22 protein-coding genes are annotated in these 24,148 nt (G+C 40.3%); 19 read left to right on the forward strand and 3 right to left on the reverse strand.

Annotated elements, in window-relative coordinates:
• The first annotated feature begins 374 nt into the window (after positions 1-374).
• The 3 genes from OQX62_RS16560 to OQX62_RS16570 all read left to right on the forward strand — a co-directional run bounded on the left by OQX62_RS16560 (position 375) and on the right by OQX62_RS16570 (position 7,202).
• The gene (locus OQX62_RS16560; protein WP_265832729.1) at positions 375-3,413 is read left to right on the forward strand and encodes a SusC/RagA family TonB-linked outer membrane protein; all 3,039 of its coding nucleotides are present in this window, start codon (positions 375-377) and stop codon (positions 3,411-3,413) included.
• Positions 3,414-3,508: 95 nt separating this feature from the next.
• A complete protein-coding gene (locus tag OQX62_RS16565) occupies positions 3,509-4,897 on the forward strand; it encodes a SusD/RagB family nutrient-binding outer membrane lipoprotein (RefSeq protein ID WP_265832730.1) in 1,389 nt (462 codons plus the stop codon).
• Positions 4,898-5,075: 178 nt separating this feature from the next.
• Entirely contained in the window at positions 5,076-7,202 is a 2,127-nt protein-coding gene (locus OQX62_RS16570) for a S9 family peptidase (RefSeq protein WP_265832731.1), read from the forward strand.
• 118 nt (positions 7,203-7,320) lie between these two features.
• On the opposite strand, the gene OQX62_RS16575 is transcribed toward OQX62_RS16570, so the two are convergent.
• From OQX62_RS16575 to metK, 3 genes are all read right to left on the reverse strand, one after another.
• Positions 7,321-7,668, reverse strand: coding sequence for a hypothetical protein (locus OQX62_RS16575; protein ID WP_265832732.1), 348 nt, complete (start codon positions 7,666-7,668; stop codon positions 7,321-7,323).
• A 66-nt stretch (positions 7,669-7,734) separates the two neighbouring features.
• A complete protein-coding gene (locus OQX62_RS16580) occupies positions 7,735-8,382 on the reverse strand; it encodes a DUF6266 family protein (RefSeq protein ID WP_265832733.1) in 648 nt (215 codons plus the stop codon).
• A 380-nt stretch (positions 8,383-8,762) separates the two neighbouring features.
• On the reverse strand, positions 8,763-10,031 hold the full coding sequence (metK, locus tag OQX62_RS16585; protein WP_265832734.1) for a methionine adenosyltransferase: 1,269 nt from the start codon (positions 10,029-10,031) through the stop codon (positions 8,763-8,765).
• A 233-nt stretch (positions 10,032-10,264) separates the two neighbouring features.
• Here metK and OQX62_RS16590 point away from each other — a divergent pair, with 233 nt between their 5' ends.
• From OQX62_RS16590 to nuoF, 16 genes are all read left to right on the forward strand, one after another.
• Positions 10,265-11,191, forward strand: a complete 927-nt coding sequence (locus tag OQX62_RS16590; protein WP_265832735.1) for a diacylglycerol/lipid kinase family protein — start codon at positions 10,265-10,267, stop codon at positions 11,189-11,191.
• Positions 11,192-11,202: 11 nt separating this feature from the next.
• Complete coding sequence (locus OQX62_RS16595; RefSeq protein WP_265832736.1) at positions 11,203-11,556, forward strand: translation initiation factor; 354 nt, start codon at positions 11,203-11,205, stop codon at positions 11,554-11,556.
• 131 nt (positions 11,557-11,687) lie between these two features.
• A complete protein-coding gene (pckA, locus tag OQX62_RS16600; RefSeq protein WP_265832737.1) occupies positions 11,688-13,292 on the forward strand; it encodes a phosphoenolpyruvate carboxykinase (ATP) in 1,605 nt (534 codons plus the stop codon).
• A 274-nt stretch (positions 13,293-13,566) separates the two neighbouring features.
• Positions 13,567-14,394, forward strand: coding sequence for a MotA/TolQ/ExbB proton channel family protein (locus OQX62_RS16605; protein WP_265832738.1), 828 nt, complete (start codon positions 13,567-13,569; stop codon positions 14,392-14,394).
• An 86-nt stretch (positions 14,395-14,480) separates the two neighbouring features.
• Positions 14,481-15,089 carry an ExbD/TolR family protein gene (locus OQX62_RS16610; RefSeq protein WP_265832739.1) on the forward strand — a complete coding sequence of 203 codons (609 nt, stop codon included), beginning with the start codon at positions 14,481-14,483 and terminating at the stop codon, positions 15,087-15,089.
• A 10-nt stretch (positions 15,090-15,099) separates the two neighbouring features.
• The gene (locus tag OQX62_RS16615) at positions 15,100-15,636 is read left to right on the forward strand and encodes an ExbD/TolR family protein (RefSeq protein WP_265832740.1); all 537 of its coding nucleotides are present in this window, start codon (positions 15,100-15,102) and stop codon (positions 15,634-15,636) included.
• A 27-nt stretch (positions 15,637-15,663) separates the two neighbouring features.
• Positions 15,664-16,485, forward strand: coding sequence for an energy transducer TonB (locus tag OQX62_RS16620; RefSeq protein WP_265832741.1), 822 nt, complete (start codon positions 15,664-15,666; stop codon positions 16,483-16,485).
• 4 nt (positions 16,486-16,489) lie between these two features.
• The gene (locus tag OQX62_RS16625; RefSeq protein ID WP_265832742.1) at positions 16,490-16,714 is read left to right on the forward strand and encodes a hypothetical protein; all 225 of its coding nucleotides are present in this window, start codon (positions 16,490-16,492) and stop codon (positions 16,712-16,714) included.
• 1 nt (position 16,715) lies between these two features.
• Positions 16,716-17,621, forward strand: a complete 906-nt coding sequence (locus OQX62_RS16630; protein ID WP_265832743.1) for a PstS family phosphate ABC transporter substrate-binding protein — start codon at positions 16,716-16,718, stop codon at positions 17,619-17,621.
• A gap of 114 nt (positions 17,622-17,735) precedes the next feature.
• Complete coding sequence (locus OQX62_RS16635) at positions 17,736-19,454, forward strand: tetratricopeptide repeat protein (RefSeq protein WP_265832744.1); 1,719 nt, start codon at positions 17,736-17,738, stop codon at positions 19,452-19,454.
• Between the two features lie 78 nt (positions 19,455-19,532).
• Complete coding sequence (locus tag OQX62_RS16640; protein WP_265832745.1) at positions 19,533-19,904, forward strand: NADH-quinone oxidoreductase subunit A; 372 nt, start codon at positions 19,533-19,535, stop codon at positions 19,902-19,904.
• Positions 19,905-20,012: 108 nt separating this feature from the next.
• Entirely contained in the window at positions 20,013-20,555 is a 543-nt protein-coding gene (locus tag OQX62_RS16645) for an NADH-quinone oxidoreductase subunit B (RefSeq protein ID WP_265832746.1), read from the forward strand.
• Positions 20,555-21,055, forward strand: a complete 501-nt coding sequence (locus OQX62_RS16650) for an NADH-quinone oxidoreductase subunit C (protein ID WP_265832747.1) — start codon at positions 20,555-20,557, stop codon at positions 21,053-21,055. The genes OQX62_RS16645 and OQX62_RS16650 overlap by 1 nt, the downstream gene beginning before the upstream one ends.
• A 4-nt stretch (positions 21,056-21,059) precedes the next feature.
• The gene (locus OQX62_RS16655; protein ID WP_265832748.1) at positions 21,060-22,274 is read left to right on the forward strand and encodes an NADH-quinone oxidoreductase subunit D; all 1,215 of its coding nucleotides are present in this window, start codon (positions 21,060-21,062) and stop codon (positions 22,272-22,274) included.
• On the forward strand, positions 22,267-22,779 hold the full coding sequence (gene nuoE / locus OQX62_RS16660) for a complex I 24 kDa subunit family protein (RefSeq protein WP_265832749.1): 513 nt from the start codon (positions 22,267-22,269) through the stop codon (positions 22,777-22,779). Before OQX62_RS16655 ends, nuoE begins: the two co-directional genes overlap by 8 nt.
• Complete coding sequence (nuoF, locus tag OQX62_RS16665; RefSeq protein WP_265832750.1) at positions 22,779-24,146, forward strand: NADH-quinone oxidoreductase subunit NuoF; 1,368 nt, start codon at positions 22,779-22,781, stop codon at positions 24,144-24,146. Before nuoE ends, nuoF begins: the two co-directional genes overlap by 1 nt.
• The last annotated feature ends 2 nt before the right edge of the window (positions 24,147-24,148 follow it).

Here is a 24,148-nt window from a genome sequence, read left to right on the forward strand (position 1 = left end):
TATCCGCTTTTTTTATGTGGTGGCTTTGTAGTCTTCGATTGTTCACTGAGGAGAAACTGAAATCTCTGGATCTTGTAAGTATGTATTCTACTAACTAGGCCCCAATAGCCAGTCCATTTATTTGTTAGCAGAAGAGCACCGGAAACGGTGCTTTTTTTATGACTGAAAAATAATTACTTCTTAGTGTATGCTGATTGTTAGCTCATTTTTTATGATAATATCCTACAATTTTGCAATATCTTCAAAATCGTAACATTATTGTTAACATCCGGTATGTTTTGGTGAATTTTCTGGTACAAATGGAGATTTCTGTTAGATAGATTTAGAAATCTGATCCTTTCAGGTCAAACACAACTCAACTTAAAACCAATTTTATGAAACCAAAGCTTTTACTTAAAAAAATTATTTTTTGCTGTATTTGCGCTTTTGCTTTTTGCGGTAATGCCTTTGCTCAGGCCATTATTTTAAAAGGTAAAGTAACAGATATAAAGGGAATAGGTATCCCTGCAGTATCTGTTAAAATTAAAGGCACAGCAAAAGGGACGTCGACAGATGCCAGTGGATCCTTCTCTCTTAGTTATACTGGTCAGTCCATCCTGGTGGTTTCTGCAATCAGCTATACAACGAAAGAAGTAGCCATAAATACCCAGCAAACACTTACCATCACCTTGCAGGAAGATAACCAGAACCTGAATGAAGTTGTGGTCACTGCATTAGGTATCAAAAGGGAAAAAAGAATGCTGACCTATAGTTCACAGGAGATAAAGAGTGATGAACTGGTACAGGCAAAAGAGCCCAATCTTGTAAATGCACTGGCAGGTAAAGCTTCAAGTGTACAGGTAACAAGTTCGTCTGGTTCTCCGGGTAGCTCTGCAAGGATCGTGGTACGCGGTGGTTCTTCACTGTTTGGAAATAACCAGGCGCTGATGGTCATTGATGGTATCCCCGTGAACAATGAGGAGACAGGAAACCTGAATTCAGGGCCGGGAACTAACCGCCTTGCAGATTTAGATCCGTCCATCGTAGAAAGTATGAATATCCTGAAAGGTACCGCAGCAACGGCTTTATACGGTTCTGCAGGTGCAAATGGGGTCATCATCATCACGACTAAAAATGGTCATGCGGCTACTGCACCGACTATCAATATTTCTTCCAGCTTTTCTTTTGAGAAACCACTCCTCCCTGAGATCCAGAGTAAATATTCATTGGGAACCAATGGTGAATATTATGATGGCGATACCAGAAAAACAAGTACTTCATGGGGGGCACTGATGGATACGTTAAAAATAAACGGTCAGCCTGCTAAAACGTATAACCAATCGGATTTGTTCTTTAAAACAGGAACGACCTATAACAATACGGTGAATATCGGTGGCGGTGGCGAAAGTTCAAGTTACTTCTTATCTTATTCAAACTTTGATCAGAAAGGTAGTGTTCCCGGTACTTCATTTATCAGAAATTCGGTATTTGCGAAGTACAGTGCTAAAATCCTAAAGAATTTAAATACGACTTTCCAGCTGAACTATACCAATTCAGATAATACGAGACTGCCGGAGGGGTACGCGCTGGAAAGTCCGGTATGGACAATTTTTACAGCACCAGTTTCTTATAATCTGCAGCCCGCTACCAATGCAGATGGCACACAGCGTCTTTTCCGATATTCGAGGAATAACCCATACTGGGTACTGGATAATATTTCTAATACCGCAAAGGTAAATCGTTTTTTACCAACGTTTACGGCTGATTATAAACCATTATCCTGGTTAACTATTACAGAACGTTTTGGTGCAGATGTGTACACTGAACAGGATAAATACCGTGAATCTGCAGAGTCGGTGTCCAATATCAACGGACGTTATGTGATCAGTAACACGATTTTCAGACAATTTAACAATGACCTGATCGCGAGTGCTACGCACCAGTTCGGGAAATTTAATATTGATGCTATTTTAGGAAGTAATATTTATTCTACATACAACGAGAACTCTTATGCAAACGGTTTGGGCCTAGGTATAGAAGGACTGGATAATATCAGTTCTGCTTCTAATATTTCCTACAGAGAGAACTTTTATGTGCAGCGTAAGGTTGGCTTTTACCTGCAATCTAATATAGAATACAATAGATTTTTGGTCTTATCATTAACAGGCCGTTATGATGGTAACTCTGTATTGTCGAAAGGCAATAACTTTTATCCTTATGGCTCAGCTGCTACCAGCTTTATTTTTTCTGAATTTTTCTCCGATGGGCTGAAAAAGTCGATCAACTTTGCCAAGTTCCGGATCTCTTACGGAACAGTTGGAAACGATGGGAGTATTAGTCCCTATTCTCTGGCTACTCCGTACGAAAATCAGTCAGGAAACCAGATCATTAGAAATATCAACTTCCCATACGGCGGACAGTCAGGATTTCTGTTAAGCCAGACACTGGCAAATGCGAACCTGAAAAGCGAGCGTGTAAATGAATTTGAAACAGGTCTTGAAATGGGCTTTTTGAATAACAGAATTTCATTCGAAACTGCTTATTTTGCGAAAAATACGGTAGACGGTATTATTCCGGGTGTTTCAATAGCACCATCAACGGGGTACAGCTATACCAGTGTAAATTCCGCCCGACTGCAGATCAGGGGGGTGGAAGCAACACTAAATCTTATCCCGGTTAAAAGCACAGATTTCCAATGGAACGTAACTGCAAATTTCACCAGGACAAGAAGTAAAGTGAATTCTATTTACGAAGATCTTCCTCAGGTTGGTAACGGTTTTACCACTATTGTAAGGGGTGAATCTTATGGCACTATTGTAGGCAGCAGATATGCACGAAATGCAGCCGGACAAATTCTCACAGATGATGCAGGCCTACCTTTTGCCGCAGATACTCAAGGGATCATTGGCGATATCAATCCAGACTGGACAGGCGGTATAAACAATAATTTCAGATACAAACAATTCAATTTCAGCTTCTTCTTTGATATGAAAAAAGGAGGTGATATACAAAATAACGTAGATGGTTATGGTTATTTTTATGGTACACCTAAAGTGACGGAAGACAGAGGGATGAGGGTAGTGGAAGGTATCAATTCGACCACTGGTTTGCCAAATACGGTAGCCGTGAACGGTCAGGCCTATTACCAGCGTATCAATGGGGTAACTGAATCAGTGATCCAGGATGGTACTTATGTTAAATTGCGAAATGTGAGTCTGGGTTATACCATCAAGCCTGCTATGCTGAAGAAAAGCCCTTTTAAAGCGATCACTTTTGCCGTAACAGGACGCAATTTATGGATCTATGCACCTCATTTTACCGGTGGCGATCCTGAGGTAAGTTCTTTTGGCTCTTCAAATGGTTCACAGGGTATCTATTCCTTCTCGGTTCCAACTTCACGCTCTATTGATTTCAATTTAAAACTTACGCTTTAATCTGTCATTATGAACCCGCATAAGCTTACCGCTGATAAAAAATGAATAAAGCTCTATGCAAGCTTCATGACCTATAAAACTCAAATTTAATACTTATGAAAAAGATATATATTATTTTACTTGGCTGCGGCATGCTTGCCTTCGGCGGATGTAAAAAGTTCATTGACGTAAACGACAATCCAAATCAGCCTACTACTGTAAAAGAAGAACTGATCCTGCCACCAGCAGAGACAGTGATCGGCTCCCTATTATACTCCGGCAATGTAAGCAATGTGGTATTACAGTACATGCAGGTAATGGCACTCAATCAGGCCCCGCCAAACGTAGGTACCTATCTGATGTACAATGTAGATATGGACGGTGACTGGATAAATTTCTACTCAAGGGGACTCAACAGCCTTGTTACACTCAACAAACAGGCAGAAGCGAATGGTAATTTCAATTATGCTGGTATCGCAAAGATTCTTACCGCTTATACTTTGGGTACGGCAACAGACCTTTGGGGTGATATTCCTTACTCGCAGGCATTTAATGGTGTAGATAACCTGAAGCCAACATATGATGCACAAAAAGATATTTATGCACAGATACAAACATTGCTTGATGCTGGTATTGCTGATCTGGCAAAGAATGCAGGCAGGGTGCCTGGAAGTGATGATTTCTTCTATGGTGGAGATAATGCAAAATGGACAAGATTAGCATATACCTTAAAGGCGCGTTATTATATGCACCTGACAAAGGCTCCGGGTTTTACAGCAACAGCACAGGCACAATTGGCCTTAACTGCACTGGATAAGGGAATGACGGGACAGGATGATAATTTCAGACTTCAGTATAATGGTGGTGCTGGTCTGGAGAATCCATGGCAGCAAAACTTTTTATCGGCCAGCACAATTATCCTGTCTTCTACAGTAGTAAATGGTTTCAAAACACGTAATGATCCGCGCCTGACGAAGATGATAGCACCTGCTGCGGAAACGGGACTATATACCGGAAGGGTGATTGGAGAGGAGGGTATCGGCTCACTGGAATCTTATTCACGCCCTTCAGATTTCTATGCGGGTGCTGCGGCTAATAATTATTTGCTCACTTATCCCGAAGCACTGTTCATCAAAGCAGAGGCTACGCTGATCGTTTCCGGAGTTGCTGCGGCTACACCGATTTACAGGGCTGCCGTGGTTTCACATATGACACAGTTAGGAGTAAATAGTACGGCTTATGATACTTACCTTGCTTCACGTACGCTGAACAGCACTAATGCACTACAGCTGATCATAGAAGAAAAAGGCATTGCTAACTTTCTTTCTATGGAAAGCTTTGTAGATTACAGACGCACGGGGTATCCGGCACTGACCAAAGTAATGAACGGTCTATCTGCAATTCCCCGTCGAGTACTTTATCCGCAGATAGAAATGAGCGGGAATGTACAGCCTCAGCAAAGTGCAAAGTTAACAGATCGTGTTTGGTGGGATACTGCCAATTAAGCTAAACAATCGAATTTCATAGTTAATTTCCTCCATGAACAAGCCTCTTTAATTTCAAAGGGGCTTGTTGCTTTTCAAGGGCTGGAGACGACTGAAAATAGGGAAAAGGCTAATAAATGGTTACTAAAAAACAATTTACGGGCTAAAACTTTAGCTAATTGCAGCTATTTTTACGATTATGATAAATCATTTTAAAAAGGTTGCGGGTGTAATAGCGGTAATGCTATCTCCGTTTTTTATACTGGCACAAGGTACTTTGCAGGATTATCAGCGTGCTGAAGCACTAAATGGTCAGTTGGTAAATTCGGTTCATTATGCGCCTGACCTGATCCAATGGTTGCCTGGTCAGCATCAGTTCCTGTATCGTATGCAGACCCCGGAAGGGGAGAAACACCTGTTAGTAGATGCAGATAAAAAAAGCAAAACATTTGATACACCAGCGTTTCAGCGCATGCAGGAACAGAATAAACTTGCTGCTGCGGGTTGGGATCATGATGACCCCGAAGATGACAGTCCGCAAGGCAAAATGAAGTTATCTCCTGATGGCAAATGGCTGGCTTACATTAAAAATTACAATGTTTATATCCGCAGTTCGGCGAAAAATGAACCTGAATATGCTTTAAGTTTTGATGGTTCTGAGGGCGATTATTATTCTCCGCAAATTACCTGGTCTCCCGACAGTAAAAAATTGGCGACCAACAAAATCAGGGCTAATAAACCCCATATGGTTTACCTGATTGAATCTTCTCCGGCAGATCAGTTGCAGCCTAAACTGCAAAGCAGAAATTACCTGAAACCTGGTGATGCATTAGCACAAAAACAGCCCTCGGTGTTTTTAGTTGCTGAGAAAAAACAACTGCAGGTAGATTTATCTTTGATACCAGCTCAATACAATCTGTCGTCGCCGGAATGGCGTAAGGATAGTCGCGCTGTCACATTTGAATACAATCAACGCGGACATCAGGAATACCAGGTAATGGAACTGGATGCCCTTTCCGGGAAAGTGAATACCCTAATTAAAGAAACCAGTAAAACCTTTATCAATTACAGCGGCAGAAATTACCGCTATGATCTCGCTGACGGTAAGGAAATCATCTGGGCCTCAGAACGTGATGGCTGGAATCACCTCTATTTATATGATGGTGCTGGTAAACTTAAAAATCAGATTACCAAAGGAAATTGGGTAATGCGGAAGGTGATCAATGTAGATGAAAAAAACAGGCAGATCATTTTTGAAGCAAGCGGGCGCAATGCTGATCAGGATCCTTACTTTATCCAATATTACCGGATCAACTTTAATGGTTCCGGATTGAAGGCCCTCACTAGTGAAAATGCAAACCATAAAGCGGTATTCTCGTCCGACTGGAAGTTCTTTACAGATACTTATTCCAGAATTGACCTGCCGCCGGTTACAGTACTTAGAAATGCTGCTGATGGTAAAGTGGTAATGCCGCTTGAACGGGCAGATATTTCTCCTTTAATAAAAACAGGCTGGAAACTACCCGAAGTTTTTCATACGAAGGGGAGAGACGGGGAGACTGATATCTGGGGAATGATTATCCGTCCTACCAATTTTGATCCTGCAAAAAAATATCCTGTGATAGAATATATTTATGCTGGTCCACAGGATTCATTTGTGCCGAAAAACTTTGTTACAGACTCCCGTGGTTCTCTGCATGAACTGGCAGAGCTTGGATTTATCGTGGTTCAGATAGACGGGATGGGGACAGCTAACCGCTCAAAAGCCTTTCATGATGTATGCTGGAAGAACCTGAAAGACGCGGGTTTCCCGGATAGAATGATCTGGATCAAAGAAGCTGCAAAAAAATACGCTTATATGGATATCAGTAAGGTTGGGATTTTTGGTAACTCTGCAGGGGGACAAAATTCTGCAGGTGCTTTATTGTTTCATCCCGATTTTTATAAAGTAGCAGTATCATCTTCAGGATGCCACGATAACCGGATGGATAAAATCTGGTGGAACGAACAATGGATGGGATATCCTATCGGACCACAATATGAAGCCTCTTCTAACGTAGCGAATGCCTATAAGCTGCAAGGGAAATTATTATTGATTCTTGGTGAACTGGATGAAAATGTTGATCCCTCATCTACCATACAGGTAATTAATGCATTAGTAAAAGCAAATAAGAATTTTGATTTTCTGGAGATTCCCGGAATGGGTCATTCTCTTGGGGGTGATTATGGAGAGCACAAGCGGAGGGACTTTTTTGTGAAACACCTGCTGGGGGTTGATCCGCCGGAATGGAACTGGAAACAAAGTATAACTGTACCTAAGCCTTAGGCATCTGATACGGTTTCCACGAGATCAGAAAGATAATATTGTAAAGCAAAAGGCTGTCTTGATACAAACCAAAAATTTTAATTTTTTGGTTTGTATCAAGACAGCCTTTAAATTTTAGCTATTTGAATAACTCCTGCAAATCTCTGTCTGCAGTAGGTATTTTCTTTAGAAAATCATCAAATCCGCCGTTTTCCTGGGAGCTGTACATGCCGTAAGCATCCATGATATAGCCAATTTGTCCGTCTTTGTCTTCTAATAAATAGAGTACAGAATTATCGCCCGGATCAGAATCACCTTCAAAACGGTAGGTTTTTATGATAGATAAATCTTCAGGATTATAAATTTTGTTTATGCCGACTCCCTGCATTTTGCCGTGGTCAGTCATCTTTATTTCGTTATCTAAACCTTTTTGCCTTAATTTTTCTAAAATCTGGCTAAGTGTATTCATTTCTACTGGACGTTCCATAATAAAGATTGTTTTTTACTATAACAATGCCTTGAAGAAATGGTTTGGTTTATTGTATTTGAAACATTAATGATCTGTTCCAAAATCCAGCTCACCCAGATACTCACTGTTGGAAATACTTTTCCGGTTATTGCTGATAAATGCAATATAGACGTGTGCCTTGGGGAGCCTTGCCTTCTCCATGAGCAGTAATTCCATGCCTTCAGCTCTTTTAGCCCCGGCTTTGAGAAAGATAATCCTATCCGATTTTCCCGGGAAATAAAGCATTATCATCACCTGATCATCCTTAAACATGGTTGTATCATCGCTCTCCGGATTCCATGTAAAATGTACACCCTCAGGTCGGAGACTTACTGCTGCATCTTTAGCCATTGGTAATTTTCCTTCGGAAATGGCAGCTTTAGCGTAATCAAAGTATTGTGCCCCACGTTCTCCGCTTACTGCGGTAAGATTGCGACTCACTGCTTTATTATAAGCATTGCTCGTTGTACCTTTCGCCACTAATTCAAAACCAATTGGATAAACATCTTTAATTTCCTTTAGAAATTGATTTACGATGGTATATTTATTTTGATTAGCCAATTCACCTTGCGTATAAGGTTTATGCCTGTAGGGGGTACTTCGTGCGATGAACTGCCCATTGAGTTCATAAAATACAGTATTACCAACCTTTCCACTTACTTCATTAAGGTTACGTTTTTTTGAGATTGCCATAGTCGTATATATTTGGTTTTAAGCAATATAGCGCATGAAACCATGAATGTTTTAACATATAGTGAAATTGTTACAAACGAATCTTTGTTCGATTTATAAGAATTGGTTGTTTCAGGAGGTTAATTGCAGCGTAACAAATTCTGTAACGATACTGAGCATCGTTTTAATTAACAGGATCTGGATAAGTTTTTAACCAGTCCTTAAGGGGTCCTTAACAGGTCTGCCGACCTGCTTATGACCTGTTAAGGACCTGTTTTTGACCTGTTAATATGAACGTTGCTCACCATCGTCTCTGCCTCCAACCCCTATGAATGGCATGGCAAAAAAAAACCTCCGTGAGTCGGCCGACACACGGAGGTTTAAAAAGATTGTATTAAAGCTTATAGCGAAAACGCAGCTTTTACTGCATCTACATAGTCTAATTTTTCCCAGGTAAACAATTCAACTTCAATTTGTTTTTCTTCACCATTAGAAGCCTTAAATGTTTTAGTCACCACCTCATTGTTTTTACCAAAGTGACCATAAGCAGCAGTCTCTGAGTAAATAGGGTTACGCAATTTGAAACGGGTTTCGATGCCATAAGGAGTCATATCGAAAACTTTCTCTACTGCCTTAGCGATCTCGCCATCTGTCAGTATAACTCCGTTTGTATCTTTCACCTTTGCAGTTCCGTAAGTGTTTACGTAAATACCCATCGGCTGTGCTACACCTATCGCATAAGAAACCTGTACCAAAACTTCGTCTGCAACACCTGCTGCAACTAAGTTTTTAGCAATGTGTCTTGTTGCGTATGCCGCGGAACGGTCAACCTTTGAAGGATCTTTTCCTGAGAAAGCACCACCACCGTGTGCACCTTTGCCACCATAAGTATCAACGATGATTTTTCTGCCGGTTAATCCGGTATCACCATGAGGACCGCCAATCACAAATTTACCAGTTGGATTAATATGGTATTTGATATCCTTGTTGAACAATTTGCTGAACTGAGGATACTGACTTGATACACGTGGAATTAAGATATTGATGATATCTTCTTTGATTTTAGCCAGCATTGTCTGCTCTTCATCAAAATCATCATGTTGTGTAGAAACTACGATGGAATCAATTCTTACAGGCTCATTATTGTCGTTGTACTCTAATGTAACCTGAGATTTTGCATCAGGACGCAGATATTTGATTTCAGTATCTTCACGACGGATCGCTGCAAGTTCGATCAGGATTTTATGTGCAAGGTCTAATGCCAATGGCATGTAGTTTTCAGTCTCTCTGGTTGCATAACCGAACATCATACCCTGATCACCAGCTCCCTGAGTAGTTTTGTCTGCTTTATCTACACCCTGATTAATATCAGGAGATTGCTCATGAATAGCTGATAATACACTGCAGGAGTTACTATCGAACATATATTCACCTTTAGTATAACCAATTTTGCTGATCACGTCTCTTGCAATCTTTTGTACATCAAGATACGCTTTTGACTTCACCTCTCCAGCTAAAAATACCTGTCCGGTTGTAACTAAAGTTTCACATGCAACTTTAGATTCCGGGTCAAATGCTAGAAAATTATCAATTAGTGCATCTGAAATTTGATCTGCTACTTTATCCGGATGGCCTTCAGAAACAGATTCTGATGTAAATAAATATGACATTTTAAATAATTAATTTTATAATAAACAATTATATAAAATGGATCATGACCCTGCTTAACAGGCAGTAAAAGGAAGTGTATGAATGGTTAGCACTTTTTTTTACGTGGTTGCAATCCCGTTATGCTAACATAACATCGCAAATCAGTCCACCTTAGGTTTGCAAAATTACTATATATATTCAAATTAGTCAAAAAATATCAATTATTTTGTAACCGTAATTAATTCACACCCTTTTGGCAAAGTCGAACATTCTATTTATTATCAACCCTATATCCGGCGGTAAGGATAAACTTAAGATTCCTGCTATAATTGATGCAAACTTAGACCGGTCTAAGTTTAATCCCAATTATAGTTTCACGGAATATGTCGGTCATGCCGCGGAGATTGCTGAGGAAGCAGCGAATAAGAATTTTGATATTATCGTTGCCGTGGGCGGTGATGGTACGATCAATGAGATTGCTACAAAAGTGATGCAGCAGCAGAAAATTCTGGGAATCATACCTTTCGGCTCAGGAAACGGGCTGGCCAGGTTCCTGAAAATACCCATGGATACTGCTAAATCTATTCAGGTCATTAACGGGATGAATGTGAGCAGGATTGATACAGGAACTTTTAACGACAAGTTTTTCTTCAACATGGCAGGAATGGGTTTTGATGCACATATCAGCTCAGTGTTCGTCGGCAACAAAAAAAGAGGATTGTCAGGTTATGTAAAACTGGGGATCAAGGAGATGGTGAATTATAAGCCAGAAACCTACCATCTGCTGATTGACGGGGTACATTATACCCGTGAAGCATTTGTAGTCAGTGTGGCAAATTCTTCTCAATACGGAAATAATGCACATGTGTCGCCACATGCGTCCGTAACAGATGGTTTACTGGATGTATGTATCATTAAATCTTTCCCTTTATACAAAATACCTTTGCTTGCTTATCATATGATCAGTGCCACGACTGATAAATCAGATATGGTGGAGATTATAAAAGGAAAGAACATTCAGATTACCCGGGTGGATGATGGTGCAATACATATTGATGGGGAACCCTTTTTTATGGGCAGGGAGATTGCAGTTTCTATAGCACCACTTTCATTAAACATCATTATACCGGAATATGAGCAGGGCCTCGGCCTGTTCGCAAATAAACTGTCGGAAAATTAAAACAGAGAGAGATGGCCGTAAAAAAGAAATCGTTAAGTGACCTTGGTGGAATTATGTATTCTACAGATCCTTCATTCAGCTATGAAGATGAGAATGAAGTGGTACCGGAACGTGTTCCGAATAACCAGCAGGATTTAAGGGTAATGCTGGACAGGAAAAACCGTGGAGGAAAGGCTGTGACGCTGATTACCGGATTTATCGGTACTGCGGCCGAGGCCGAGCAATTATCAAAAATGCTCAAAACCAAATGTGGCGTTGGTGGCAGTGCTAAAGACGGGGAAATTATTGTGCAGGGAGACTTCCGCGATAAGGTCGTTTTAATGTTGCAAAAGGAAGGCTATAAAGTAAAAAAATCAGGTGGATAATTTACCTATAAGTTCCTGTATTTCAGTGGTATGGTCGTTAGTGTAGCGCCTACAATAAGTAAAATATTTCCCTTGAAATGATTATTTTTAAATAAATATCTGCTTAGCTTTGAAGACCAAATATTCATTGTATGAGCAAAAATTTATTGCCTGGACCGGACCTTAATTGGTTAGGTTTAGGTGCTGATAAGGTATTATATCAGTTAGACATACCACAATTGGTAGAAGAAGCCATCAAAAATGGCGAGGGAACACTCTCTTCAACCGGGGCACTGGCAATTGATACGGGCAGATTTACCGGACGTTCGCCTAAAGACCGCTTTATTGTGCTGGATGATGTGACGAGAGATACCGTATGGTGGGGAGATGTGAATATCAGATTTACACAGGCCAATTTCAATGCTTTACTCGAAAAGGTATGTGCGCATTTAAATGCACGCAAAATTTATGTCAGAGATGGCTATGCCTGTGCCGATCCGTCCTATAAAACAAGTATCAGGGTAATTACGGGAACCGCTTATCAGAATCTTTTCGCCAACAACCTGTTTTTAAGACCAGATGCGGAAGGAAATACAGGTCGGCCGGAATGGACTATCATTGCTGCGCCGGAGTTCCAGGCTGATCCGCTGATTGACGGAACCAGACAATCCAACTTCTCCATTCTCAACTTTTCTAAAAAAATTATTCTTATTGGCGGTACAGGTTACACCGGTGAAATAAAAAAGGGAATTTTTTCAGTGCTGAATTTCATTCTGCCACAGCATAGAAATACGCTGTCCATGCACTGTTCCGCAAATGTGGGGGCTGAAGGAGATGCGGCAATATTCTTTGGTCTGTCAGGAACAGGGAAGACCACGCTTTCGGCAGATCCTTGCCGGGGTTTAATTGGCGATGATGAACATGGGTGGGGAGATGATTCTGTTTTTAATTTTGAAGGCGGTTGTTATGCCAAATGCGTGGACCTGACTTTTGAGAAGGAACCTCAGATCTTTTCGGCTGTCCGGTTTGGTGCTTTGCTGGAAAATACAAATTATTTTCCTGGTCAGAGAGTAGTCGATTATGCAAATATTGAGAAGACAGAAAATACCAGGGTTGCTTATCCGATTGATTTTATCGATAATGCAGTAATCCCTTCTGTAACAGGGATTCCAAAAAATATTTTTTTTCTGACTGCAGATGCTTTTGGTGTATTGCCACCCTTGTCTAAATTAAGTACGGGTCAGGCCATGTTTCATTTTATCTCAGGATATACAGCAAAGGTTGCCGGTACAGAGGCAGGTATAACAGAACCGCAGGTAACTTTTTCTGCCTGTTTTGGGAAAGCCTTTTTGCCTTTGCATCCTACAAAATATGCAGAATTGCTTGGCCGCAAGATGGAACAGCACCAGGTAAATGTGTGGCTGGTCAACACCGGCTGGAGTGGTGGTGCTTATGGAGAGGGACAACGCATGAAATTAAGCTATACCCGGGCGTTGATTACTGCAGTGTTGGAAAATAAATTACAGGATATTGAGTTTATTGAGCATCCTGTTTTCGGCTTACAGATGCCTGTTTCCTGTCCGGGGGTACCATCAGAAATATTAAACCCGGGAAATACCTGGGAGAACAAGCAAAAATATGATCAAAAAGCGAATGAACTTGCTCAGGCGTTTGTCGCCAACTTCAAGCAATTTGAAGCCTTTGCAAATGAAGAAATACGCTCTTCACTCCCAAAAGTTGTAGAAAACACGCTTTAAATCATTTTTTTTAGGTAAAAATTTGCATTTGAATTTTTTTTTAGTTTTCATTGTGAAAGATTGTCTCCCCAACGAGACAATCTTTTTTAATATACACTGCTTCGGGAAGAATATTATTGTGATAACACAGAATACTTGATTATTTAATTTGGAATTAAAATCAAAGTTATAGATTTGTTATCGCAACATTTCGTTTTATCGGTCGTTGTGTGTATTACGGAATATTTAATCTAAATTTAAAAAAACAAGTACTAAAAACTCAAAAACTAAAAAAATGGCAAACGCACCAAAACCAACAACAGTTCAAAAAGAAAGCTCATCAGCTTCAAATCTATTCGCTACACTAGTTATCCCTATTTGTATTATTATTGGTATCCTTATTTTTAAATTCGTTCTGGGAGATCCTAAGAACTTCATTGATGACAATGTTGAAAACCTTCCTAAAGTAGGTAACTATGCAGGTATGGCTTATAAAGGTGGATTTATCGTGCCAATCCTAATGGGTATGCTTTTAATGGTAATCGTTTTCTCTGTAGAGCGTTTCATCGTTATTGGAAAAGCAACTGGTACATCAGGTTTAGATGCATTTGTTAAAAAAGTACAAGCGCTTTTAAATTCAAACAACATCGAAGCTGCAATGGCTGAGTGTGACAAACAAAAAGGTTCAGTAGCTAACGTAATCAAATCTGGTCTGAAAAAATACCGTGAGATGGAAGTTGAAGCTAACATGGATACAGATCAGAAATGTTTAGCTATCCAGAAAGATATCGAAGAAGCAACAACTTTGGAAATGCCAATGTTAGAGCAAAACTTAACTGTAATTGCTACATTAGTATCAGTAGGTACATTAATGGGTCTGTTAGGTACAGTAACGGGTATGATTAAAGCGTTTGGTGGTTTAGGTGCTTCTGGAGCTCCGGATTCAGCAGCGTTAGCAACAGGTATCTCTGAGGCATTGATCAATACTGCAACTGGTATCGGTACATCAACTTTAGCGATTATCATGTATAACATCCTTACTTCAAAAATTGATAAATTGACTTATGCAATTGATGAAGCTGGTTTTAGCATCATCCAAACTTATGCTTCTACGCATAAATAGAAAATAATGTAATTTTTTTTTACCGGCTTTATGGAAAACCGGAAGAATTAACATCATTATACAAAACATAAGTAATTTTTAAAATTATGGCAAGAGCAAAAGTTGCAAGAAAAAGTACCTCGATCGATATGACCGCTATGTGCGACGTGTCTTTCCTGTTGCTTACTTACTTCATTTTATCAGCAACTGCAAAACAACCGGATCCTTTGGCGGTAACTATTCCGTCATCGACCTATAAGATTAAAGTTCCTGAAAAGGATATTGCGATCTTAACGATCGGAACGGGAAAAGTTTTTTTCGAAACTTTAGGACAGGATATTAAAATTAATACCCTTGAAAAAATCGGGGAGCAGTACAAAATAGAATTTACTCCGGAAGAGAAAAAACGCTTTAGTGTAATCGGATCTTTTGGTGTTCCTGTTCAGAGCCTGAAACAGTTCATTATGATGGACGGTGATCAGCGTAAAAAATCAGGATTAGAGCAAGGGATTCCATCTGACTCTACAAACAATCAGTTAGCTGACTGGATTCTTCAATCGCGTAAAGCGGTCGCTGAACTGCACTCTGAAGGAATGAGAGTAAGTATCAAGGGAGATGCTGCTGAAGAATATCCGGTAGTCAAAAAGATTGTCGACATTCTTCAAAAACAAAAAATTAACAAGTTTAGTTTAATCACCACTGCTGAGGGCAGCTAAAAATTAAATCATGGCAGAATTAGATACCTCCGGCGGGGGTGGCAAAAAAGGTGGAAAAGTAAGAAGTAAGAAGTCTTCTACGAAAGTAGATTTAACCGCGATGGTTGATTTGGCTTTCTTATTGATTACCTTCTTCATGTTGACCACCACGCTGAGTAAACCAACCGCAATGGATATTGCGAAGCCAGATAAAGATGAGAAGAATGAGACGAGGCTTGAATTAAGGGCATCTCAGACAATGACTATTTTGTTAGGTAAAAATAATAAAGTAGCATGGTACATGGGAGAGGCTGGTAAATCAGCACCTGAAATTCAAAATTTCAGTCAGATCAGAAAATCTATACTGGACAACAAGCAAAAAGTGCAGGCTGCAAGTGGTAAATCAATCGTAATGGTGATTAAACCAACTTCAGGTGCTACCTATAAAAACTTCGTTGATATTATGGACGAGTTAGCAATTACCGGAATCAAATCGGCTCCTGCAATTGATGATGAGAACATCACCGATGCTGAGAAAGCATTCATGAAGCAAGAAGGAATTTTATAATATTATTAACATTTTAAATAACAAACAATGTTCGGTTCTAAAATAGACTTATTCAATAAAGAATGGCTCGACGTTGTTTTTGCTAAAAAGAACAAATCCTACGGCGCTTACGAGTTACGCAAGGAAAATGGCGCAAATACAACGAAGGCATTATTTATGGCATCGGCAGTATTCATCTTGCTGTTTCTAACACCGAAGATCATTAGTCTGATCAAGGGGCAACTTCCTGAAGAGGAAATTGTGAAGCAAGTTGAAGTTGTTGTTGCGCCACCACCGCCGGTGGATCCTAAAACACCTCCGCCGCCACCGGTTGAGCCACCGCCGCCAAAAACGGATCAGATCAAGTTTCCTCCTCCGATTGTAAAACCGGATAATGAGGTTCGTGATGAAGAGCCACCTCAGATTGAGCAGTTAAAAGCTGCCGATCCCGGACAGAAAACTATTGAAGGTGATCCTGGTGCGGACATCGTGATAGCAGGTCCTGTTGGAGATGGTCCTAAACAGGCAGCAGTAGTAGAAGATACTAAAGTTTACGATTTCGTAAGTATCGAAACTCAGCCAGGTTTCCCTGGAGGAATGGATAAATTTTACGCTTATCTTCAGAAAACTGTAAGATATCCTCCTATGGCGCAGGAAAATAATATTCAGGGTAAAGTGTTTATGTCTTTTGTAGTAGAGAAAGACGGTCGCTTAACTGATATTAAAGTAGAGCGTAAGTTAGGTGGTGGTACTGACGAAGAAGCCATCCGTGTACTTAAGGCTAGTCCGAAATGGACTCCTGGTATTCAGAATGGTAAGCCAGTACGTGTGAAATACAATATTCCAATCAGCTTTACTTTAGCAAACTAAATTAATGTTTGACTTCAATACATTTAAACAGAAATCGCCTCAACAGCGATTTCTGTTCATTTTAGGCCTTGTGATGTTTTTGGTATACCTTACATTGGGGGTATATATCATTGCGGATAAAACAGTGATGACGCAGTTTCCACAATGGTCAAAAATTCTTTTCGGCGCATTACTAATCGGATATGCAATCATCAGGTTTACACGTTTAATCAATCAAAAAGAAGATTAAGATGAAAAAATTAGTTTTTATACTGCCATTATTTTTGTTTATTGCGTGCAGAAACAGCGACAAAAAAGAGGCTGTTGCTGAAACGCGTACTTCTGGTACAATGAAAATGCTGGTAGATGAAAGCTTTGCTTCGATGCTTAACGATCAGATTGAAATATTTAAACTGGATTATCCTGATACCAGGTTTGACCTGGTTCAGGGGAATGAGAATAAAATTTTGCCTGCTTTTTTAAATGATAGCATCAGGGTGGCGGTTTTATCAAGAAAACTTACACCTGCGGAAGAGCAGGCTTATACCAAAAGAAGTATTAGGGTGTTTACGACACGCTTTGCTGTGGATGGTATTGCGTTGATCACGGGGAACAATAACCCCGATTCAACAATTACTGCCGATGAGATTATTGCTGTTTTAAAGGGGAATAATCCAAAAGGAAGAAATTTAGTGTTTGATAATGCCTATTCCAGTACGTTACGTTACTTTAAGGAGCTTGCTCAGATCAAAGAACTGCCTGCTAAAGGAATCTACACTTTGAAAAATAATAATGATGTGATCAAATATGTATCGGAACATCAGGACTATATAGGTATTGTAGGGGTAAACTGGTTACTGAAAGATAACAGAGACATGGCTGAATTTACTACCCAGGTTAAACTATTGGGGGTAAAAAACGTCAAAGGACAAAAGGGGGACGATGCTTTTTATAAGCCAACACAACCAAATCTGATAGATGGAAAGTATCCGTTTTGGAGAAGTATTTATATTATTAACGCCGAGGGCAGAGATGGTTTAGGCACAGGTTTTGCAACCTGGCTGGTGAGTCAGCGGGGTCAACTGATTGTACTTAAATCAGGACTTGCGCCAAACAGGATGACTTCCAGAGATATTAATATTAAAAGTGATAACTAATTATATTGAAATTTAGCTAAGATTAGCTTCATTAGCATTTTAAACAAACAATCCGAACCATGAAACCTGCCTGCAAGTTTCATGACCTTTAAAAAAAATCAAATGATACGAACCATGAAAATGACAAAGAAAGCAATAACCTTAAGTTTAGGTTTAGTAGTGATGGGTTCTGCCTCTTTTGCTCAGAATTTAGATGATGCAAAGAAAGCTATTGACGCTGAGCAGTATGCAAAAGCGACTTCAATGCTTAAGACATTGGTAAGTTCACAAGCCAGTAAAGGAGAGAATTACTTTAGTTTAGGTGATGTATACCTGCGTAATGATTACGTTGATTCTGCAAAAGCAGTTTTTACTAAAGGTATTGCAGCCGATCCAAAATACCCGCTGAATTATGTTGGTCTGGGTCAGTCTGAACTTGCAGCGAACAACGCAGCGGCAGCTAAAGCGAATTTCGATAAAGCTATTGCAGCTGCATCTAAAAAAGATTATACAGTATATTTATACATCGGTAAAGCTTATGTAGCTCAGGATAAACCTGACTTTGCTGCAGCATTACCTGCTTTACAAAAAGCGGATGAGCTGGACGATAAAGATAAAGACCCTGAAACTTTCGTAGCATTAGGTGATTTCTACGCTGCACAAAAAAAGAACTCAGAAGCTTTAAGTAACTACCTGCGTGCATTGAACATGAATGAGACTTTATTGAGAATTAAAGTTCAGATTGGCAGAATGTACAAAGAGTCAAGAGCATTTCCGGAATCAGAAAATGAGTTGAAAGCTGTAATTGCGGCTGACGCTAATTATGGTCCTGCTTACCGTGAGATTGCTGAGTTGTATATGCAATGGGCAAATTTCGAACCAGCAAACTTTGCTGCTAAATCTGCTGAAGCATTGACTAACTACAAGAAATATCTTGATTTGACTGACAAATCCTTTGATGCAAGATTACGTTATGCGCAGTTCCTGTACTATGCTAAGGATTTCAAAACGTTAGAAACAGAAACAGCTGATTTAGCGAAACTGTATCCTAATAATCAGAAAAGTGTTGTCATCTCACGTTTACAGGCTTATTCTGCAGCTGAGAACAAAAATCCTGAAAGCTTGAAAATGTTAACGGATTTCTTCGCTAAAAACACTGATACTGCACGTTTAGTAGCATCTGATTACCTTTACTTAGGTAAAGCACAGCTGATTGCTGGACAGGATAGTCTTGCTTTAATCAGCATCACTAAAGCAGTAGCTAAAGATTCTACCAATGTTGAAGCTTTGGAAGATGTAGGTAAAGCATTGTACAACAGCAAAAAATATGCTGCTGCAGCAGGTGTTTACAGAGATGCAATCAGGTTAAACCCAAATGGTAAAGGTTCATTGACGAACTATTACTACCTGGCTTCTGCTAATTATTTCTCTTATGCTATTGCCGACAGAGATAAACAGAACCCTGATAAAAAGATTCTTGTAGAAGCAGATTCAGCTTTAGCTTTCATTAATAAAAGCACGCCTGAGTTCACACTTGCTTACATTACAAGAGCTCGTGTAGCACGTTACATGGATGATCAGACTACGCCTAAAGGATTAATGGTTCCTTTTTATGAGCAATATCTTGACCTGGTTACGGTTAAAAAACCTGAATTAGGTGCAGCGCCTGCTGAAAAAAGAAACCTGGTAGAAGCTTATACTAACTTAGGATTCTTCTATTCTCCGACAGATAAAGCAAAAGCAACTGATTACTTCAACAAAGCATTGGTTGTTGATCCTTCAAATGCAAATGCAACAACCGGATTGAAGCAATTGACTGCACCAGCAGCAAAAGCTCCGATTAAGAAAAAATAAGTCTAAATAACAGATAATTGAAAAGGCAGGGTTGATATCCTGCCTTTTTCTTTTACTTTTGCCCTAAATTAAAATTATATGGAAACCCAAAGTTTACCTTCAGATTTTTTACCTATCATCTTTCAGGTTATTGTTGCACTTGGATTTGTTGTTGTTACGCTGATCGCTACGCATTATTTAGGCCCTGCACGTAAGACAAATGATAAGCTGTCAACTTTTGAAGCTGGTATTAAGGTAGTTGGTAATGCGCGTCAGCCATTTTCTATTAAGTACTTCCTGGTAGCTATCCTTTTTGTGTTATTTGATGTGGAGGTGATATTTATGTATCCATGGGCTGTGAATTTCAGGGAGTTGGGATGGAGTGGCTTAATTGAGATGTTCATCTTCATGGGAACACTGCTCTTAGGCTTCATTTACATTTTGAAAAAGAAGGCTTTAGACTGGAACTAATTAATTTAGATCGTTTCTAAATCGATATGGGTTAGTGTCTTTTGTACGTAATTATCGTAAATTTGTGGTTCATTCTGGTATAGGAATGAGCCTTTTTTGTTTAATAATATGAGTGACATCAATATAGTAGACGCGCCTCCAGGCATTGAAGGATCTGGTTTTTTCGCCACCTCTTTAGATAAGGTTATCGGTTTAGCCCGTTCCCATTCATTATGGCCTTTACCTTTTGCAACGTCTTGTTGCGGGATAGAATTTATGGCTACAATGGGATCTCATTATGACTTTGGTCGTTTTGGGTCAGAACGCCTTAGTTTCTCTCCGCGTCAGGCAGATTTGCTGATGGTGATGGGTACAATCGCTAAGAAAATGAGTCCTGTGTTAAAACAGGTTTATCTTCAGATGGCTGAACCCCGCTGGGTAATTGCTGTTGGCGCATGTGCTTCAAGTGGTGGTATTTTCGATACTTACTCTGTTTTGCAGGGAATCGACGAAATTATTCCGGTAGATGTTTATGTACCAGGATGTCCGCCAAGACCTGAAGCAATTTTAGATGGTTTTGGAAAGATCCAGGAGCTCGTTAAAAACGAATCCGGAAGAAGAAGACATTCTGATCAGTACAAACAAATGTTAGCTTCATACGGAATAGAATAATGGCAGACATAACAAATAATGATCTGATTGAGTTACTGGGCGGGAAGTTCGGTAATAAAATTACAGGTGTAAATGAACCTTATGGTTTGCTTACTTTCGAGACCACTAAGGACGTGATCATCGGGGTACTTCAGTTTCTTAAAGAAAGCGAAGTAGCGAATATGAATTTCCTTACCGATATCACTGCTGTTCATTATCCTGAGAAAAACCAGATTGCTGTGGTATACCATTTACACAGCATGGTGAAGAGAATAAGAATCAGGATTAAGGTTTTTATCCATGAGCACACACCTAATATTCCTACGGCTACTGTGCTTTGGAAAAGTGCTAACTGGATGGAAAGAGAAACGTATGACTTCTTCGGCGTTAAATTTGAAGGTCACCCGGATCTGAGAAGAATATTAAACATGGATGAGCTGAATGTTCACCCCATGCTGAAACAATATCCTTTGGAAGATCCAAACAGAGTTGATAAAAAAGACGAATACTTTGGTAGATAAGCATATGAATCACAATCAACCGGTATATACAGACAACGATCCGCAGGAGGAGTTAGTTACCTTAAACTTAGGACCTACCCACCCGGCTACTCACGGCGTATTTCAAAACGTACTTCAGTTAGACGGTGAGCGTATTGTGAGTGGTGTATCCACAATCGGATATATTCACCGCGCATTTGAGAAAATAGCTGAACACAGACCATTTTATCAGATTACCCCATTGACAGACAGACTAAACTACTGCTCGTCTCCCATCAATAACATGGGCTGGCACATGACAGTAGAGAAGTTATTAAATATTAAAGTACCTAAACGTGTAGATTATCTGAGGATCATCGTCATGGAACTGGCACGTATTTCAGATCATATTATCTGTAATACGATTATCGCACAGGATACAGGTGCTACCACGACTTTCCTATACCTTTTTCAGTTCAGAGAGCATATCTATGAAATTTATGAAGAGGTTTGCGGAGCACGTTTGACGACCAATATCGGTCGTATAGGTGGTTTTGAAAGAGATTTCAACGAAATTGCGTTTGCGAAGATTAACAAATTCCTGAAGGAATTTCCGTTGGCTTTGAAAGAGTTTGAAAGCTTGCTGAACCGTAACCGTATTTTTATTGACCGTACTGCGGGTGTAGCTGCTGTCACGCAGGAAGACGCATTGAGCTTCGGCTGGACAGGGCCATTACTGCGTTCTACTGGTGTGGATTATGATGTGCGTGTAAGTGAGCCTTACAGTTCTTATGATGAGTTCGATTTTGAGGTTCCTGTAGGTACGAGCGGCGATATCTACGACCGTTACCTGGTTCGCAATGAAGAAATGTGGCAAAGTCTGCGTCTGATTGAACAGGCAATGGAGAAATTAAAGGGCGAGCCTGCCGGAGTTTTCCATGCGGATGTACCTGATTTCTATCTGCCTGCCAAAGAGGAAGTATATAACAATATGGAGGCATTAATCTACCATTTCAAAATTGTGATGGGAGAGATCGACGCACCTAAAGCAGAGGTATACCATGCCGTTGAGGGTGGAAATGGCGAGCTTGGGTTCTACCTGATTAATGACGGCGGCAGAACACCTTACCGTCTGCATTTCAGAAGACCAAGTTTTATCAATTACTCCATGTTTGCACATATGAGTGAAGGTATGCTATTGTCTGATGCCATTATCAATATGAGTAGTATGAATATTATTGCTGGAGAATTAGATGCTTAAAGTAGAAGAAACACAACCTGTAGAGTTCTCGTCGGCTTTGACTGTAAAGTTTGAAGAGATCACGAGTAGATATCCTGAGGGAAAGCAAAAATCGGCATTGTTACCTGTACTTCATGAAGTGCAGGCGGAACTGGGCTGGTTAAGTCCGGCCGCAATGGATAAAGTTGCTGCATACCTCAAAATAGAGCCTATCGAAGTTTATGAAGTGGCTTCTTTTTACAGTATGTACTTTTTGAAACCGCAAGGGAAATTTGTTTTGGAAGTTTGCCGTACCGGACCTTGCTGTCTGGTTGGTGCTGAGAAACTCATGGACCATATAGAGAACAGTCTGGGTGTGAAAGAGGGAGAAGTTACTCCTGATGGATTATTTAGCTGGAGAGGTGTAGAATGTCTTGCTGCATGTGGTTTCGGCCCGGTATTGCAGATAGGTCCTGAATACACATTTTATGAAAACCTTGATGCAGAAAAGGTAGATACATTGATAGCAGAATTACGCAAAAAATAATGGCCCGTAAACTCTTATTAGAACATATAAACGTACCGGGCATCCATACACTGGATGTTTATCGCCAGAAAGGCGGGTACCGTGCTGTGGAAAAAGCTTTGAAAACCCTCACTCCTGATGAAGTAGTGGAAGAGGTGAAGAAGTCTGGATTACGCGGTCGTGGTGGTGCTGGTTTCCCTACCGGGATGAAGTGGAGCTTTCTGGCTAAACCAGAAGGTGTTGCACGTTACCTGGTATGTAATGCAGATGAATCAGAGCCGGGTACTTTTAAGGACCGTTACCTGATGACGCATATTCCTCATGCATTGATTGAGGGGATGATTGTTGCGAGTTATGCATTGGGTGCAAAAACGTCTTACATTTATGTAAGGGGTGAAATGATGCCTCAGATCAGGATCCTTGAACGTGCCATTGCAGAAGCGAAAAGCGCGGGTTTCCTGGGAAAAAATATTTTAGGGTCGGGTTATGATCTGGAGTTATATGTACAGCCCGGTGGTGGTGCTTATATCTGCGGTGAGGAAACGGCTTTATTGGAATCATTGGAAGGTAAAAGGGGAAATCCACGGATTAAACCACCATTCCCTGCAATTGCAGGTTTATATGGTTGCCCTACGGTGGTGAATAATGTAGAGTCTATTGCTGCTGTTGTACCTATTATCAATGACGGTGGTGATGAATATATGAAAATCGGTATTGGTCGCAGTACGGGTACCAAACTGATCTCGGCTTCAGGAAACCTGGTTAGACCGGGTGTTTACGAAATCGAGCTGGGGCTGCCTGTTGAAGAGTTTATTTACTCTGATGAATACTGTGGTGGTATTGCCAACGGTAAGCGATTAAAGGCTACTGTAGCCGGAGGTTCTTCTGTTCCGGTATTACCGGCAAACCTGACGCTGAAACTGGCGAATGGCGAACCAAGATTAATGAGTTACGAATCACTGTCTGAAGGCGGATTTGCTACAGGTACCATGATGGGATCTGGTGGTTTTATTGCTTTTGATGAAGATCAGTGTATGGTAAGAAATACCTGGAATTTTGCCCGTTTTTATCATCATGAGAGCTGTGGACAATGCTCACCTTGTCGTGAGGGTACCGGCTGGATGGAAAAGGTCTTACACCGGATTGAATACGGACATGGTAAGATGAGTGATATCGACCTGTTGGTGGATGTGGCGAAAAAGATAGAAGGAAATACCATTTGTCCTTTAGGGGATGCTGCTGCATGGCCGGTTGCCAGTGCAATCAGACATTTCAGGGATGAATTTGAATGGCATGTAAGAGAGCCATTAAAAAGTCTGGAGACCAATTACGGCATTGCGAAGTACGCAGAACCGATTGCTAAACCAGAAGTGACTACAGAAAATTAACG

This window comes from Pedobacter sp. MR2016-24 (assembly GCF_026239655.1).
Classification (GTDB): Bacteria; Bacteroidota; Bacteroidia; order Sphingobacteriales; family Sphingobacteriaceae; genus Pedobacter.